The organism is Acinetobacter sp. YH12108 (assembly GCF_013419055.1).
Taxonomy (GTDB): Bacteria; Pseudomonadota; Gammaproteobacteria; order Pseudomonadales; family Moraxellaceae; genus Acinetobacter.
Genome location: NZ_VPAW01000005.1, coordinates 1 through 16246, shown reverse-complemented (window position 1 = coordinate 16246; position 16246 = coordinate 1). Strand labels below are relative to the sequence as shown.

19 protein-coding genes and 1 pseudogene are annotated in these 16246 nt (G+C 43.7%); 10 read left to right on the top strand and 10 right to left on the bottom strand.

The annotated features are described in order from the left end of the window. Positions 1–11: 11 nt before the first annotated feature. Both FTU46_RS03880 and FTU46_RS16670 read right to left on the bottom strand, forming a co-directional pair. Entirely contained in the window at positions 12–497 is a 486-nt protein-coding gene (locus FTU46_RS03880; RefSeq protein ID WP_179992824.1) for a DUF1289 domain-containing protein, read from the bottom strand. A gap of 3 nt (positions 498–500) precedes the next feature. Further along, on the bottom strand, positions 501–629 hold the full coding sequence (locus FTU46_RS16670) for a hypothetical protein (protein ID WP_257218376.1): 129 nt from the start codon (positions 627–629) through the stop codon (positions 501–503). Positions 630–685: 56 nt separating this feature from the next. On the opposite strand from FTU46_RS16670, the gene FTU46_RS03875 reads away from it, so the two are divergent. The 4 genes from FTU46_RS03875 (at position 686) to FTU46_RS03860 (ending at position 3267) form a co-directional block, all read left to right on the top strand. Further along, on the top strand, positions 686–1618 hold the full coding sequence (locus FTU46_RS03875) for a rhodanese-related sulfurtransferase (protein WP_004784858.1): 933 nt from the start codon (positions 686–688) through the stop codon (positions 1616–1618). A gap of 206 nt (positions 1619–1824) precedes the next feature. Further along, positions 1825–2103, top strand: a complete 279-nt coding sequence (locus tag FTU46_RS03870) for an FUSC family protein (RefSeq protein WP_159123452.1) — start codon at positions 1825–1827, stop codon at positions 2101–2103. Between the two features lie 88 nt (positions 2104–2191). After that, on the top strand, positions 2192–2809 hold the full coding sequence (locus tag FTU46_RS03865) for a DedA family protein (protein ID WP_159123451.1): 618 nt from the start codon (positions 2192–2194) through the stop codon (positions 2807–2809). Positions 2810–2838: 29 nt separating this feature from the next. Beyond that, the gene (locus FTU46_RS03860; RefSeq protein ID WP_159123450.1) at positions 2839–3267 is read left to right on the top strand and encodes an ABZJ_00895 family protein; all 429 of its coding nucleotides are present in this window, start codon (positions 2839–2841) and stop codon (positions 3265–3267) included. 87 nt (positions 3268–3354) lie between these two features. On the opposite strand, the gene FTU46_RS03855 is transcribed toward FTU46_RS03860, so the two are convergent. Both FTU46_RS03855 and FTU46_RS03850 read right to left on the bottom strand, forming a co-directional pair. Next, on the bottom strand, positions 3355–3879 hold the full coding sequence (locus FTU46_RS03855; protein WP_004784868.1) for a YecA family protein: 525 nt from the start codon (positions 3877–3879) through the stop codon (positions 3355–3357). 71 nt (positions 3880–3950) lie between these two features. Further along, entirely contained in the window at positions 3951–4157 is a 207-nt protein-coding gene (locus FTU46_RS03850) for a PA3496 family putative envelope integrity protein (protein ID WP_004784869.1), read from the bottom strand. A gap of 373 nt (positions 4158–4530) precedes the next feature. On the opposite strand from FTU46_RS03850, the gene rpoD reads away from it, so the two are divergent. The 6 genes from rpoD (at position 4531) to FTU46_RS03820 (ending at position 11082) form a co-directional block, all read left to right on the top strand. Continuing rightward, on the top strand, positions 4531–6417 hold the full coding sequence (gene rpoD / locus FTU46_RS03845; RefSeq protein WP_180002122.1) for an RNA polymerase sigma factor RpoD: 1887 nt from the start codon (positions 4531–4533) through the stop codon (positions 6415–6417). Positions 6418–6524: 107 nt separating this feature from the next. Continuing rightward, complete coding sequence (locus FTU46_RS03840; protein WP_159123449.1) at positions 6525–6812, top strand: YbeD family protein; 288 nt, start codon at positions 6525–6527, stop codon at positions 6810–6812. 163 nt (positions 6813–6975) lie between these two features. Then, positions 6976–7635: a lipoyl(octanoyl) transferase LipB gene (gene lipB / locus FTU46_RS03835; RefSeq protein WP_180104388.1), complete on the top strand. Its 660-nt coding sequence runs from the start codon at positions 6976–6978 to the stop codon at positions 7633–7635. Between the two features lie 74 nt (positions 7636–7709). Further along, positions 7710–8243 carry a hypothetical protein gene (locus FTU46_RS03830; protein ID WP_005236882.1) on the top strand — a complete coding sequence of 178 codons (534 nt, stop codon included), beginning with the start codon at positions 7710–7712 and terminating at the stop codon, positions 8241–8243. A 1-nt stretch (position 8244) separates the two neighbouring features. Next, positions 8245–9429 carry an iron-containing alcohol dehydrogenase gene (locus tag FTU46_RS03825; RefSeq protein WP_180104387.1) on the top strand — a complete coding sequence of 395 codons (1185 nt, stop codon included), beginning with the start codon at positions 8245–8247 and terminating at the stop codon, positions 9427–9429. A gap of 264 nt (positions 9430–9693) precedes the next feature. Next, positions 9694–11082: an APC family permease gene (locus FTU46_RS03820; protein WP_004784881.1), complete on the top strand. Its 1389-nt coding sequence runs from the start codon at positions 9694–9696 to the stop codon at positions 11080–11082. A gap of 69 nt (positions 11083–11151) precedes the next feature. Here FTU46_RS03820 and FTU46_RS03815 read toward each other — a convergent pair whose 3' ends face one another. From FTU46_RS03815 to FTU46_RS03790, 6 genes and pseudogenes are all read right to left on the bottom strand, one after another. Then, positions 11152–11541, bottom strand: a complete 390-nt coding sequence (locus FTU46_RS03815; protein WP_180104453.1) for a hypothetical protein — start codon at positions 11539–11541, stop codon at positions 11152–11154. Between the two features lie 183 nt (positions 11542–11724). Beyond that, the gene (locus tag FTU46_RS03810) at positions 11725–12201 is read right to left on the bottom strand and encodes a tRNA (cytidine(34)-2'-O)-methyltransferase (RefSeq protein WP_180104386.1); all 477 of its coding nucleotides are present in this window, start codon (positions 12199–12201) and stop codon (positions 11725–11727) included. Between the two features lie 34 nt (positions 12202–12235). Then, the gene (cysG, locus tag FTU46_RS03805) at positions 12236–13609 is read right to left on the bottom strand and encodes a siroheme synthase CysG (protein ID WP_180104385.1); all 1374 of its coding nucleotides are present in this window, start codon (positions 13607–13609) and stop codon (positions 12236–12238) included. A 73-nt stretch (positions 13610–13682) separates the two neighbouring features. Beyond that, positions 13683–14954: a serine--tRNA ligase gene (gene serS / locus FTU46_RS03800; protein ID WP_180104384.1), complete on the bottom strand. Its 1272-nt coding sequence runs from the start codon at positions 14952–14954 to the stop codon at positions 13683–13685. Between the two features lie 100 nt (positions 14955–15054). Then, on the bottom strand, positions 15055–15813 hold the full coding sequence (locus tag FTU46_RS03795) for a DUF3298 domain-containing protein (RefSeq protein ID WP_180104383.1): 759 nt from the start codon (positions 15811–15813) through the stop codon (positions 15055–15057). 157 nt (positions 15814–15970) lie between these two features. Continuing rightward, positions 15971–16246 (bottom strand): annotated as a pseudogene (locus tag FTU46_RS03790) (IS4 family transposase); the annotation flags it as partial.

The following is a 16246-nucleotide window of genomic DNA, read 5'->3' as shown; positions in this document are numbered from 1 at the left end:
AAAAAGAGGACTTAGTCCTCTTCCTGCATATGAATCAGATGCTGGCTGATCCCATCTGCCCGTAAAAAAGCCAGGTCATAACTGGCTTTGGCGAGTGCCAGTACCCGACGTTCGAATTCATCCCAAAGCGGACGCACCTGTTTGTAATGAATGCCTAAACCGCTTTCATCAGTAAAATGACGGTTCTTTTCACAGAGTTTTAAGGCATGGTAAAGCTTACGACCTTTAGTCGCATCTTCCCGCAGACGCACCCGTTTAGACAGGACAAATGTTTCCACTTTGGCCAGATTCGCCATCGGCAGCATCGGGACCAAAATCTGATCTAGCTGTGCATCCAGCCGCTGCCAGACTGCAGTATGTTGATCTGCGTTATAACTATTCCAGTGAATCACTTCATGATTAAAACGGCGGCAACCACGACAGACCGCATCCCCAAATACGGTTGAGCAACGCCCTGCGCAAGGGGTTAAAGATGCAATACGACGATCCGAACTCAAAACTTACTCCAACTGTGCTGCAACTTCCAGCATCTGCATCATTGCATCAAAATCCTGGGTCGGCATGACTATACACGCTCTCCCTATCGATTTGAAGTCCGTTAAAACCCGGCCTTTTACTCGCTTATTCATTCAAATCACGTTAAAATATGCGCCTTTCAAATTATCATGCTACGTTGGAGTATTCCATGAACGCTACTGTAGAACAGCTTGCACCTGTAGAACAGCAAGCGACGACTGGTTGGGTTGTTGCCGCACTTTATCAATTCAAAGAAGTTCAAGATCCTGAGGGTCTGCAACAACGTCTTTTAGACTTGGTAAAAACCATCAACCTTTGCGGTACTCTAATTGTGGCAGGTGAAGGCATTAACGGGACTGTTGCGGGTAACCGTGAAGCTATCGACAAAGTACACCAGTTCCTGCTTGATGAAGGCTTCAACGAAATGGAATACAAAGAATCTCATAGCTCTGACAAACCATTCCGTAAAATGAAGATCAAGCTGAAAAAAGAGATTGTGACTTTAGGTGTACCGGTTAAGCCACGAGATCTGGTTGGCCATTATCTTGATCCTAAAGAATGGAACGAGCTGATTGCACGTGATGATGTGATTCTGGTTGATACCCGTAATGATTACGAGTACAAAGCCGGTACCTTCAAAGGCGCAATCGATCCAAAAACTGAAACTTTCCGTGAATTCCCTGAATACGTGAAAAAGAACCTGGAACAGCACAAGGATAAGAAAATTGCCATGTTCTGTACCGGTGGTATTCGTTGTGAAAAATCAACTTCTTTATTGCTTCAGGAAGGCTTTAAAGAGGTGTATCACCTGAAAGGCGGTATTCTGAAATACCTAGAAGAAACTCCAGCTGAAGAAAGTCTTTGGGAAGGTGAATGTTTCGTATTTGATGGCCGTACTGCAGTTACACATGGTGTGGAAGAAGGTCAAAATACCAAATGTCATGCGTGTGGCTGGCCATTAACGCCTGAAGAGGCAGCGCTGCCAAGTTATGAACACGGCGTATCTTGTGTGTACTGCATCGATAAAACTACCGAGAAACAAAAAGAAGGTTTCCGTATGCGTCAATCGCAAATTCTGGCTGCAAAACGTAAACGTCTCTAATTCCAGTTTTGTAACTAAAAATATCTAAGCCCTCTTCGGAGGGCTTTTTGTTTACATAAGCATTACATCTGCAATAAAAAACTTACCAATCCCTTACCAAGAACAGCATATTTTTACAGCTAAGCTTGATAGTCTTTATATCACATTACTTTGTTACCATAAGTCTTTCATTATTAATTAATTTTTTAAATGAAAAGGAAAACAAAATGGCCAATTCACTTGCTCGGGATCCAGATAATATTGTTAGATTCCAACCTAAAGAAAATACAAAACTGGAACGTATTACCCAACTGACAGATGAGCTAGAAGCAGAATCACATCTGTTTATTGTGATCTTGGGAACTATCATTGGTGCCATTCTTGCCCTGTTTATTGGCTACCATATTGAGGCTACAGCAGCACACTATTTACTGCTCAGTGCTCTGCCAGTTTGCCTGGCTTACAGCTTACGTAAAGTTTACATTTATACCTTAACCCATAGTTAATCCGCACTTGGCCATTTATATAACTTAACTTTACCCTCTTAAAAATACTGCTTAGGATACAAGCAGTATTTTTTATTTTGCCAATTTTATGAATCTGACTGAATGGATTATTTCTGTCATGGAACAGCTGGGCTACTGGGGCATTGCCTTGCTCATGTTTCTTGACAATGTCTTTCCCCCGATCCCCTCTGAAATTATTATGCCTTCTGCCGGCTATTCCGCATCTCAAGGAGAATTACTGCTGGTTGGAGTCATTATTGCAGGCAGTATCGGTTCGTTATTGGCAGCGGCATTGCTCTATTGGATTGGCTATAAATTTAACCACGACAGTATTTTCAGATTCATAGACCGATATGGAAAATTCTTGTTTATCAAATCTGAAGACGTGAAAAAATCTCTGGAATGGTTCGAGCAGTATGGACACCGGATTGTATTCTTTGGCCGGATGGTTCCGGCAGTACGTTCCCTTATCAGTATTCCGGCTGGCATGAGCCATATGCCTTTCTGGAAATTCATGTTCTATAGTGGACTAGGTACTGTTATCTGGACCACGTTCCTGGCCTGTGTCGGTTTTTATTTTGGTGAAAATCAGGAATTGATGCACAAAATCTTCAGTCAGGTCAGTTATGTGATTATTGCGATTGTCGTGATCATCATGGGCTGGGTTTTATACCGTAGACATCAACGTAAAAATCGTCCATCCTGAAGAGACCTCAGCATAAGGAGGCTAAAACGATGTCGCACTATCTTAAATATTTTGCCACCGTTTATCTGACTCTGGTCTTAATAGTCGGCATACTCATCTACGTGTTCAATCTGGGCGCCATTCTGCTGATTCCTGCCCTGATTGCCTCCGCCTTTCTCAGCGCCCGGTACTTTGTAAAAAAAGAACTCCGACTACCCACCCAGGAAGAGAAAAGCAGACTGGTCTGGGGTTCCACGATTATTGCCATGACCTTCGGATTTATCTTTTTGTTTATAGTCATCTGGCTGCATCCGCAGACGGAGGAAATCTATAGAAGGATGGCCTATACAGGACGCGGGCCAAATTCGTTTCTGGTAGCTGCAAGTATTGCTTTACATGCCTTGCTGTTCCATATCGCCTACAATGGCTATGCGCGTTACAGCTTGAGCAAGCGTACCGGTGCTGATCATAAACCTTAGATTAAATCATCCACTAGTCCAAACGTTGTACAAAACACCTGAGCTAAAAAAAGCACCTGACGGTGCTTTTTCATGGCGGCGCATGACTTATTCTGGTGTGTGGTACATCAGATATAATTCATTCAAGTTTTCTGGAATCTCTTCTGCAAGCTCATCCATTAACTGGCCATTGCGACGGAAAGATTCCATTTGCGGATCTTCTTCATCGATGCCACTGAATACCATAATTGGCAGCGTTAAATCGACCAACTGTTCTTCAAATTCTTCTGTAAACCAGGCTTCTTCGTTCAGGAACATGGCATCTACAAAGCCCACGCTCCAGTCACCTAGACTTGATTCGGTATCTGCTTCTTCAATTTCAAACGGGAAAGTGATCCCTTCTTCATTGGCCAAGCTTTGACGGATTGACTCTAACCATGCTTTAACCTGATTGATGATTTCTGCAGGCACTTTTTTCTGGTTGCCTTCAAAAAGTTCATCCATCCATTTGTCAAATTGCGGGCCTACTGCGATAGCACATAAGAAACCATGAGTTGCCGCAAAATCCAGACCATACTCATTTTGGTCGCCATCCAGATATTCACTCAACAGGTCTAAATCTAAAGCACTCATTTAACATCCAAACTTAGAAAACCGAAAGGATTAGCATAGCATTTATTCAGGCTATGCTAAATCTGAATTCGTTAATCTTCGTCGTCAAAGTCGTCATCATCGTCGAAGTCATAATCAAAATCTTTGAGTTCGCGTTCCAGGCGGCGTTGCGAGAGCAGATCATCAATCAGACGACGTTTTTCCAACGACTCTTTCGCACTTAGCTTACTCGATGCCTCATCGAAATTAACATCATCATCACCGTAGCTATCATCTAGTTCAAAATCTGTCGAAGACACTAAAACTACCTCGTAGTGAAAAATGTAAATGGGTCTAGGCGCTATTTATCTTGCCTTTAAAAACTTGTCAAGTTTTATTTATATATTTTGTATGTTTATACTAGTTGGCTCTTGTTTTTCTACAGCATAATTGTGTATTTATTAGCTGGTTAGATAGTGAACGCTTTTTATCCCATGGATGAGGGACGTTTCTAAAATTAGATTGGGAAATACACTTGAAAAGATAAACTTAGACCCAATATCGATATTCAATTGTTATTCAAACATATTTATAAAATCATGCTTGACTGATCAATTCCAAAACTATTTCAGGTGAATTGTGCTATCATGCACGGTTTTTCACTGCCACAGATTCAACGAAGAGTAAGCAAAGATGAGCGATATGACTTCCCCTACTTCTCAAGTAGCGGCTCTGATTAGCCGAGGCAAAGAACAAGGTTACTTAACCTTCGCTGAGGTTAACGATCATCTCCCGGACTCCATCACAGAAAGCGAACAGATTGAAGACATCATTCAAATGCTGAATGATGTGGGTATTCCTGTCCATGATCGTGCGCCTGAATCTGATGATGCAATGTTCGAGGATACTGCAGAAGCTGCTGATGAAGTTGCAGAAGAAGAAGCTGCGGCTGTACTTGCATCTGTAGAAAACGAACCAGGTCGTACGACTGACCCTGTACGTATGTACATGCGTGAAATGGGTACCGTTGAACTTTTAACGCGTGAAGGCGAAATTAGCATTGCAAAACGCATTGAAGAAGGTATCCGAGACGTTCTTCACTCTATTGCTTACTGGCCGAATGCTGTAGAAGTTGTACTACAAGAATACAAAGATTATGAAGCTGGCGAACGCCGCCTTGCTGACATTCTGTCAGGTTATTTAGACCCTGAATCAGATGAAGAAATTCCAGAAGTCCTGGAAGAAGTCGCTGAAATCGAAGAAGACGAAGAAGCAACGACCAAGTCAACCAAAGATGTAAAACTGGATGATGACGAGGAAGATGAAGAGTCTGATAGCGATGACGATTCTGAAGGTGACTCAGGCCCAGATCCAGAAATTGCCAAAGTTCGTTTTGCCGAACTTTCCGATGCCTGGAAAAATACCAAAGCGGTACTGGAAAAACACGGCCGTAACAGCAAAGAAGCAGAAGAAGCACTTCAAGCGCTTGCTACTGTGTTCATGATGTTCAAGTTCACGCCGCGTCTGTTCGATATCATTTCTGAAATGATTCGTGGCACACATGACCAGATCCGTGGTGCAGAACGTGAAGTGATGCGTTATGCCGTCCGTCGTGGCCGTATGGACCGCACCCAGTTCCGTACAACCTTCCCGGGTCAGGAATCGAATCCAGCCTGGTTAGATGAGCAGATTGCGAAAGCACCTGCTGATCAGAAAGCTTATCTGGAAAAAGTACGTCCTGACGTATTGGCCTTCCAGCAAAAAATTGCAGATATCGAAAAAGATCTTGATCTTAAAGTTCGTGACATCAAAGACATTGCCAAACGTATGGCAGTCGGTGAAGCGAAAGCGCGTCGTGCCAAGAAAGAGATGGTTGAAGCAAACTTACGTCTGGTGATTTCGATCGCGAAGAAATATACCAACCGTGGTCTGCAGTTCTTGGATCTGATTCAGGAAGGTAACATCGGTCTGATGAAAGCGGTAGACAAATTTGAATACCGTCGTGGTTACAAGTTCTCGACTTATGCAACCTGGTGGATTCGTCAGGCAATTACCCGTTCAATCGCGGATCAGGCACGTACCATTCGTATTCCAGTACACATGATTGAAACGATTAACAAGATCAACCGTGTATCTCGTCAATTGCTTCAGGAAATGGGCCGTGAACCGACTCCGGAAGAACTAGGCGAACGTCTGGAAATGGACGAAGTGAAGGTTCGTAAAGTACTGAAAATCGCTAAAGAACCGATTTCGATGGAAACACCGATCGGTGATGATGAAGATTCGCATTTGGGTGACTTCATTGAAGACAGCAACATCACCTCTCCTGTTGATGCTGCAACTTCAGAAGGCTTGAAAGAAGCGACTCGCGAAGTGCTGGAAAACCTGACTGAACGTGAAGCGAAAGTCCTGAAAATGCGTTTCGGTATCGACATGCCAACGGATCATACTTTAGAAGAAGTCGGTAAACAGTTCGATGTAACCCGTGAACGTATCCGTCAGATTGAAGCGAAAGCACTGCGTAAGTTACGTCACCCTTCCCGTTCTGAACACCTGCGTTCATTCCTGGAAAATGATTAAGATTTAATACAATTTTGGAGACTTGAAATTTCATCTCTCGTCTCCATTTTGTATTGCAATACACCCAAACGCCTGCGCTATGCAGGCGTTTCGAATAGGGGGACTACATGTTAGACCGTACACCATCTCGTGAACTCCGCGAAGATCTTTGGGTTTTTCCAATGGATTACCCAATCAAACTCATTGGCCTGGCAGGTGAAGAACTGCTGGATGCAGTCGTTGAGATTTTTACCAAGCATTTCCCTGACTTTGATGGCGATAGCGTAAGCATCACTCCATCTCGTACTGGTAAATATCATTCGATCACTGCTCAGCTACGTTTCCTTGAACTGGAACAGGTGCATGCCGTATATGCTGATCTTGCAGCTTGCCCACTAATCAAGACTGCACTTTAAGATTATTCTGCTCCAACCTTGGCAAATTAAAAAACACGCTTTCGGGCGTGTTTTTTATATGTGTGACTAGCTCACCAACAATTACTACGAATCTCTCCCCTATCTATTGCTGAAATCATTATAATTATTTGCAGTATGATTTAATTTTCTAAGGACGCACACTGTGACAGCTGCGGTTCAAAAACCCTCCCTGATTATCCGTCAATATAATAACCTGACTCCCTACGAAGACCGTTTTCTGGAAATGAAAAGCTTCACGGAAAACCGTGATGAAAATACGCCTGATGAGTTATGGATTTTGCAGCACCATGATGTACTGACCCAAGGTCAGGCCGGTAAACCGGAACATATCCTGATTCCAACTGATATTCCTGTCATTCAAACCGACCGTGGTGGTCAAGTCACTTGGCATGGTCCTGGTCAGCTCGTCGCATACTTTATGTTTGACCTGAACCGTCTAAGCTGGAATGTCCGTACATTGGTGTCTTATGCCGAAAACCTGATGATTGAACTACTTAAAAAGCATGAGATTGAAGCCTATGCCAAACCCGATGCTCCGGGCGTCTATGTGAATGAACGTAAAATTGGTTCTCTCGGCTTTAAAATCCGTAAAGGCCGTAGCTATCATGGCTTATCTTTAAATATTGATTGCGACCTGACTGGTTTCCATACCATCAACCCGTGCGGCTATGCAGGCCTGGAAATGGTGCGAATTAATGACCTCGTCAGCAACCCGCCAAAGTTTAATGACTTGTGTGTTGAAATTATTGAAACTTTAAGCAGCAGCGGTTACTTTAAGCAGGTGAACGTCGAGCAAAGATAAAGCCTTTGCATTTTAACAATAAATAAATTAGAGTAATTACTCTAAACCAATAATATCAAGATAGGGATCATCACGTGATTGCGACAAAATCCGTAAAACCCGCTTTGCAGCTTGCCTATGTCAAACTGATGATGGATATCATTGGTCGTGGCTTGGTTATGGCAAGTCAGGTAGACCCAGAAATCAAACAGGAAGTTGCCCAGTTTCCCGCCAATTTTAGGCTTTCAATGAATGTTTTTCCGCATGGCCCGGCCTTCGTTGCCCGGGTCACGGAACAACATCAGCTGGAACTGGTCAAAGACAGCAGCATCAAGCCAGACCTGACCATTACCTTTAAGCATCTGCATCATGCCTTTCTGGTGTTTTCCTTTCAGGAAAGCACGTCTCAGGCCTTTGCCAATGACCGCATGATTGCCGATGGTGATATTTCCTATGCGATCCGTCTGGTACGTTGCCTGAATAAAATGGAAGCGCTGATCTTGCCGAAAATGGTGGCGCAACTGGCAGTAAAAGAATACCCGAATAATCTGGGACTCAAAGATAAAATCATGGAAGCGAGCAGCATCTACTTAAAAGTCGCTCAATCTTATTTGAAACGGAGTGTATAACATGGCAAAACCTTATTATGAATTTTTCTGCCCAGTCAAAGTAATTGCTGGTCATGCCGCGTTAGAACACATTCCTTTTGAACTGGCCACTTTAGGTGCCAAATGTCCATTGATCATTACCGATAAAGGTGTACGTGCCAATAACCTGCTGGCACCGATTGAAGCTGCTTTTGAATCGACCGATGCCAAAATTGCAGCGATTTTCGATGATGTCCCGCCAGACTCCAGTTTAGGTACAGTGCGCAGCGCAGCACAGCTTTATCGTGATCATGATTGCGATGCCATTATTGCTGTTGGCGGCGGTTCAGTGATTGATACCTCAAAAGCGACCAATATTTTGGTCTCTGAAGGTGGTGACGACTTACTCAAATATTCTGGTGCGCATAACCTGCCTAAACCGCTGAAGCCATTTTTCGTAATTCCTACGACTTCTGGTACCGGTTCTGAAGTGACCATGGTTGCTGTGGTATCGGATACCGAAAAGAATGTGAAAATGCCATTCGCATCTTATTATCTGATGCCGCATGCAGCGATTCTGGATCCACGTATGACTCAGACCCTGCCACCGCATCTGACTGCCATGACAGCCATGGATGCGATGACACATGCTGTAGAAGCCTACACCTGTATGGCAGCCAATCCAATTTCAGATGCCTATTCCACAGCTGCCGTGAAAAAGGTCAGTGCCAACCTATTTAACGTACTCGACAACCCAACTGATGCCCAAGGTCGTCTGGAGCTGGCTCAGGCCTCTACCATGGCCGGAATTGCCTTCTCCAATTCAATGGTGGGTCTGGTGCACTCCCTTGGACATGCTCTAGGTGCAGTCGCGCATTTGCCGCATGGCCTATGTATGAATCTGTTCCTGCCTTATGTACTGGAATACAACAAGGAAGTGAATGGCGACAAGATTGCCGAGCTGCTGCTGCCATTGGCGGGTGCAGACATCTATGCACAAACACCAGCACACTTACGTGCAGACAAGACCATTGCTACAATTTTAACCATGCGTGATCGAATCTATAGCTTGACCAAATTACCGCGCACATTAAGTGAAACAGGTAAGATTTCTGAAGCACAGCTGGATGAAGTTGCTGAAAAAGCATTAAATGATGGTTCCATCATTTACAACCCAAAAGAAGCCAGTTTGGAAGATTTGAAATCTATCTTAAAAAAGGCTTGGTAATTACTGAAAAATAAGCCAATATAGCGAAAAATTTAAGCCTGATGTTTTTTTAGACATCGGGCTTTTATCTTGCAGGAAATCGCCGTTTTTTGCTTCGAATGGCACATTTCGTGCAGGCCTAAATTCAAAAAATAGCTAGTAAAAGCCGTAATTTTAAAGTAGATTGGCGCGCTTTTATAGAAAATTGTAGGGGGGATCGTTCGTCTCAAACGATCCTTATTAAATATGACTGATCCTTGATCAACGATTAAGAGGATAACGCCGTTGACAAATTTCTCTGGGACTCAATCGGCAGCTAAACTGCAAAAAACGCTAGGGCTCTGGCACATCATTATTATTGGTTTAGCTTACATTCAACCAATGACCTTATTTGATACTTTTGGTTTGGTATCTGAAGAAAGTCATTTGCATGTTCCTACTTCTTACATCATTGCCCTAATTGCAATTTTGTTTACATCGATCAGCTATGGTCACATGATTCGCCGCTACCCTTCTTCGGGTTCGGCCTATACCTATGCCCAAAAATCGATTCACCCGAATATTGGCTTCATGGTGGGCTGGTCTTCCTGGCTGGATTATCTGTTATCACCAATGGTGAACATCATCCTGGCAGTGATCTATCTTGAAGCACTGTTTCCTGATGTGAACCACTGGGTCTGGGTAATCGTGCTGACTGCCTTCATGACCGGGGTAAACCTGCGCGGTGCACGCTTCGTGGCAAACTTTAACAGTTTGATCGTACTGGTACAGTTACTGGTGATCGGTATCTTTACCTGGATGGTCTTTACCAAACTGCAGGCCGGTTTCAATGCTGATGGTCCGATTACAGCTGAACAGCGTTACCAGCTTTGGAGTCTTGAACCGTTCTGGAATGAACTGACTTCGGTAGGCGCCCTGATTACTGGTGCGACCTTACTGTGCTTCTCATTCACCGGTTTTGACTCTTTAAGCTCTCTGGCAGAAGAAACCAAAGATACTGAAAACACCTTGCCTAAAGCGATTTTCTTGACTGCTTTAATCGCTGGTGTGATTTTCATTATCAGCACTTATTTCATGCAGCTGTACTTCCCTTCTACACCGGGTTCTTACTTCAAGAATATTGCTGAAACTCAGCCAGAAATTCTGCTTCTTGTAGGCGGCTCACTGTTCCAGTCTTATGTTCTGACTTTTGCGATCATTACCGTAATGGCGTCTGGTATCTCTGCTCATGCAGGTGTATCTCGTCTGATGTATGTCATGGGCCGTGATGGCGTGATCAACAAGAAAATCTTTGGTCATATCAGTCCGAAAAGCTATACACCAAACTACAACATTCTGATTGTAGGTGCAGTGGCCTTAACTGCTGGCTTCATGGATCTGGATATCGTGATTTCAATGATTAGCTTCGGTGCCTTGACTGCGTTTACATTCGTGAACCTGTCAGTGATTTCCCGTTATGCACTGCGTGATGGTCGTACTAAAACTGCAAAAGATATTTTCAGCTTTGTGGTCATCCCGATGCTTGGTTTTATCAGCATCTTTGCGATGTGGCTGGAAATTGAAGAAACTGCACTGAAATACGGTTTATGGTGGGCGATGTTCGGTATTTTGTACCTGGGTTATAAAACCAAGGGCTTTAAGCACCCTGCTCCACAACATAACGAGTTTGAATAATCGATATTGTTCATACCTAAAAAAGGCGCTTTATGCGCCTTTTTTATTTTCTTGGATAATAGACTGAGCTTATTGCAGACGACAATCGAAGCCCATCTGGGTATTTACCCGGTTATTCTGAAAGCCCAGTTTTTCAATAAACAGATCACGATTGGATAATAGTTTCTGATCTTCCGGACTGAGCCGAGCCTTGTTTTTCACTGCCATTTGATACATTTCATTCACCACGCCCTGAAAAATATCGCAAACTTCCTGACGTTTGGCAGGTTTCATCTGACGTCCACGCCAAGTCCACTCGAAATCATCACGTCTAAGGGTTTTACCCCACTGCTCAATGCGGCTATTCAAGCGCTGTTGCATCGCTGCCAGCCCTTGGCGGATTTCTTCCTGAGTAATGGGCTGAACTGTATCTTGTAATGATACTAATTGCTGTGGCGCTTCTTGAGCCTGTGTCATCATGCTGGCCAGCAACAACGTACTACAGCCTGCTAAAAACCATCCTTTTTTCACATCTTGTTCCTTTTTTCTACATTCTCAAGAGCTTATCTACAAGATTACCTGAAAGACCTAATATGTACCCACATCTGTTACATAAAATAAAAAAGCTGCCCTTAGGCAGCTTTTTAAATTGGTACGATAAACTTAAAGCGGTTTAAAACCCTGCTGACGCCATGCTTCATAGACAATCACAGCAGTCGCATTAGACAAGTTCAAGCTACGTGAATTCTCTGCCATTGGCAGACGAATCCAATGCTCTTTCGGGAACATCATACGTACATGCTCTGGCAAGCCACGAGTTTCTGGTCCCATCAACAAGGCTACAGAACGATTTAGATCTGAGGTATGCGGGGTTTCAAAACCTTTGGTGGTCAGCGGATAAACTGCATCTACACCTACGCCCTTAGCAGCCAGATCGGCCAGACAGTCATCAATATTTTCCCAAATCTGCATATTGGCATATTCATGATAATCGAGACCGGCACGTCTTAGTTTTTTATCATCCAGTTCAAAGCCAAGTGGCTTGACCAAATGTAACTGTGCTCCCGTATTTGCGCATAGGCGAATAATATTACCTGTATTGGCAGGAATTTCAGGTTCATATAAAACAACATGGATCACAGCTTTTCTCTACTTTTGGGAGTCCAATGGCCGTTTAGGACCACTTCAATTTTTCACGTAAACGCACCACTTCACCAATAATGGTCAAGGTTGGTGCCTGAATATGGTGCTCATTCACTTTCGATGCAATATCTTGGAGCGTTCCCACCACGACTTTTTGCTCTGGTGTGGTGCCTTTTGAGACTAGGGCTACTGGCATATCTGGACGCTGACCATGCTCAATCAATTGTGCACAGATTTTTTCCAGTCCAACCAGTCCCATATATAGTACTAAGGTCTGGTTTTCATAGACCAGTTCATTCCAAGGCAGCTCTGGTGAACCTTCTTTTAAATGACCTGTCAGGAAGCGCACGCTTTGCGCATAATCACGATGAGTGAGCGGAATACCAGCATAAGCTGAACAGCCTGAAGCTGCAGTAATGCCAGGCACGACCTGAAAGGCCACGCCAGCAGCAAACAGCTCTTCAATCTCTTCACCGCCACGACCAAAGATAAACGGATCACCGCCTTTTAGACGACAAACGCGCTTGCCTTCGCTGGCATATTTCACCAGTAAGGCATTAATTCCTTCTTGTGGCACTGCATGATTAGACCGCGCCTTACCGACATAGATCTTCTCTGCATCACGGCGACAGAGATCCATAATTGGTGCAGAGACCAAACGGTCATAGATCACCACATCGGCTTGTTGCATCAAACGTAAGGCTTTTAGCGTCAATAACTCTGGATCACCCGGTCCAGCACCGACCAGATAAACCTCACCTTTTGGCTTTTGCCATTCATTTAAGGCTTGTTCAATCAGACGGTCAGCTTCAGCCAGATTGTCATTAAATATCTGTTCTTTCAAAGGACTGGCATATAAATCTTCCCAGAAGATACGGCGTTCATCGGGATTAGTGATCTTGGCTTTAACTGCACTACGCCACTTACCAGAGAACTCAGCCAGTTTACCCATACCATGCGGAATGGTAGCTTCAAGCTGAGTGCGGATCTGACGAGACAATACCGGTGAAGTACCGTTACTCGCGACTGAAATAATCAGTGGTGAGCGGTCGATAATCGCTGGTACCATGAAACGGCAATGTGGTGGATCATCAACACTGTTGACCAGCACATTTTCGGCTTCACAGTCTTCAAATACCTGACGGTTGACTCCAGCATCATTGGTCGCTGCAATCACCAGACGGTAGGAACGTAGAGGAATTTCAGAATTGAAAGGTGCCTGAACATATTGACCGGCGGTCGCTTGAACAATCTCAAGCAGTCTCGCTTCAATCTCAGGTGCAACCACCGAAATGACTGCCCCTGCTTTCTGTAGCAATACCGCTTTACGGTATGCAATATGTCCACCACCGACAATCAGACAAGGTTGCTGTTGCAACTTTAACGAGATTGGAAAGATATCCACAAAATGCCTCAAAAAGTTTTAAATCTGACTGTCTAAGCAATTTTCATGCACATTTTGGTGCATACACCGAAATTTAGTCGATATAAGTTGCACCACCCATATACGGACGCAGTACTTCAGGGACCTCAATTGAACCATCAGCACGTTGATAGTTTTCCATGACCGCCAGTAAAGTACGACCTACAGCCAGGCCTGAACCATTCAACGTATGCACGAATTCAGTTTTTTTCTGGTCAGCACGGTAACGCGCTTTCATACGGCGTGCCTGGAAATCCCACATATTTGAGCAAGATGAAATTTCACGATATGTATTTTGGCTTGGTACCCAGACTTCAAGGTCATAAGTTTTGCACGCACCAAAGCCCATATCACCGCCACACAGAATGATTTTACGGTATGGCAGACCTAATGCCTGCAAAATACCTTCTGCATGACCAGTTAACTCTTCCAGTGCCTGCATAGAGTCTTCAGGTTTAACGATCTGAACCATTTCAACTTTGTCGAACTGGTGCTGACGGATCAGACCACGGGTGTCACGGCCATAAGAACCGGCTTCACTACGGAAACATGGGGTATGTGCTGCATATTTTAGTGGCAGACGGTCGGCATCAATGATTTCATCACGTACGAAGTTGGTTACAGGTACTTCAGCCGTTGGAATCAGATAGAATTCTTTCTCGCCTTGCAACTTGAACAGGTCTTCTTCAAATTTCGGTAACTGACCAGTACCGCGTAGAGAGTCTGCATTCACCAAATAAGGAACATAGGCTTCGGTATAGCCATTTTTAGTGGTATGCGTATCCAGCATAAACTGGGTAATCGCACGTTGCAGACGCGCTAAAGGACCTTTCAGAACGCTGAAACGTGAACCGGTCAGTTTGGTCGCAGTTTCAAATTCCAGACCGCCCATCATTTCGCCCAGGTCAGTATGGTCTTTGATTTCAAAATCAAATTCGCGTGGTGTACCCCATTTCAGGACTTCCACATTGTCATTTTCATCTTTACCTTCAGGTACAGATTCATCTGGAAGGTTTGGAATAGACAGTGATTTTTCTTCTAGTTCAGCTTGCAGTTCAGCCAGAGCAGCTTCAGCAGCCTTAATTTCATCACCAATCGCAGCCATGCGTGCCATAATTTCAGAGGCATCGCCACCTGCTTTTTTGATCTGACCCACTTGCTTGGCACCGGCATTACGCTCAGCTTGCAAGGATTCAGTTTTGGATTGAATCTCTTTACGTCGAGCTTCTAATGATGCCCACTCCTCAACATTCAGTTGAACACCACGTTTTGCCAAGGCTAAATTTACAGCCTCAATATTATTTCTAAGTAATTTCGGGTCGATCATAGCCAATCTTTGGATAAGAAAAAAACTGGCTATAGTGTAAGCTCTTAACGTCAAAAAATACAGTGACTGACCTACCGGCTGGAGTTTATTAGCGCAATATTTAAAGGCTTGTTTGAGGCAAAAGCGATAAATATTCAGGCCGGATGATCTCGCTTAATGCTGTATAAGGTACTTTTAATTCTGCCATGTCACTGATTGGCTTACTCAACTCACCTGCCGGATAAACCAGTACCAAGCCCTGACCGTCAAAATAATAATTGTCGCTCAATGCTAATTTCTGCTGGGTGATTTGATAGCGATCTAGCCAGTCTTTATTTGCTTGATATAGAGCCTGTTTCAGTTTTTCATCTGTATTACCGCGCACAACCTGATGAAGAGCTAGACGTTTCTTCTGTTTTATATCTAGATTGACATATTCACTATGAGATTGTGACTGGGCACGTTCAGGCTGATGAGTAGTTTTGAAGATAAAAGTAGCTAGATGAGCATGCTGATTCAGGTAACTCACCTGAATGGAACGCTGATCAATAAATTTCGGCTCATCCTTTGCTTTAATTTTATTACTGGTCACTTTGCTAAAAGCGACCGGCTCAGTACGCTGGATCCGCTCCATAAAATACTGATCAATCCAGCTTATATTGGTATCTACAGTCTGCAAATCAAAACGCACACAACCTTCGATTTCACACACGACCTGATTAGCATCTTTAACCGGAATTGTTTTGGACTGAATTTGCCCCGTGTCTTCTGATTGCGCGGATGTAGTGACTGAAGAGGTTTGAGGCTGACAGGCAAATAACCCCAGATTCAAACATAAGATACAACCGATCCAGCCTATTTTATATAAAGTGATTTTCATCCTGAGCTCCTAAAATTTTGCAATTTCATTGACTCAACTTTTGTTTATTCTAAAACACCCGAACTTCTAGATATACGCCAACCTTGTAATGACTCCAAATCCATCCCGATCAGGAACAAAAAAAGCAACCCGGAGGTCATTGCTGTCCCACAATTTTTCACAAGAGGAAGCTCATTTGAGCTTCCTCTTGTTTTATGGGTATTTTATCGGGTGAAAATAAAGCTTTTAAAGTTCTTCTTTCAAACAAATTCACTTGAATTATTCTGAGTAAACGTTGAACTGTCCAACCTGTTTTTCCTAAATGTCGAGCGAAACTCACCAATAAATAGGCGATCATCGCAATCCAGATTTGTGTCTGAATTGCGTTCCTGCTGCGGCCTAGAAACGCTTTTAATTTGAGATTCTGCTTAATCGCCTTAAAGAACAGCTCAAC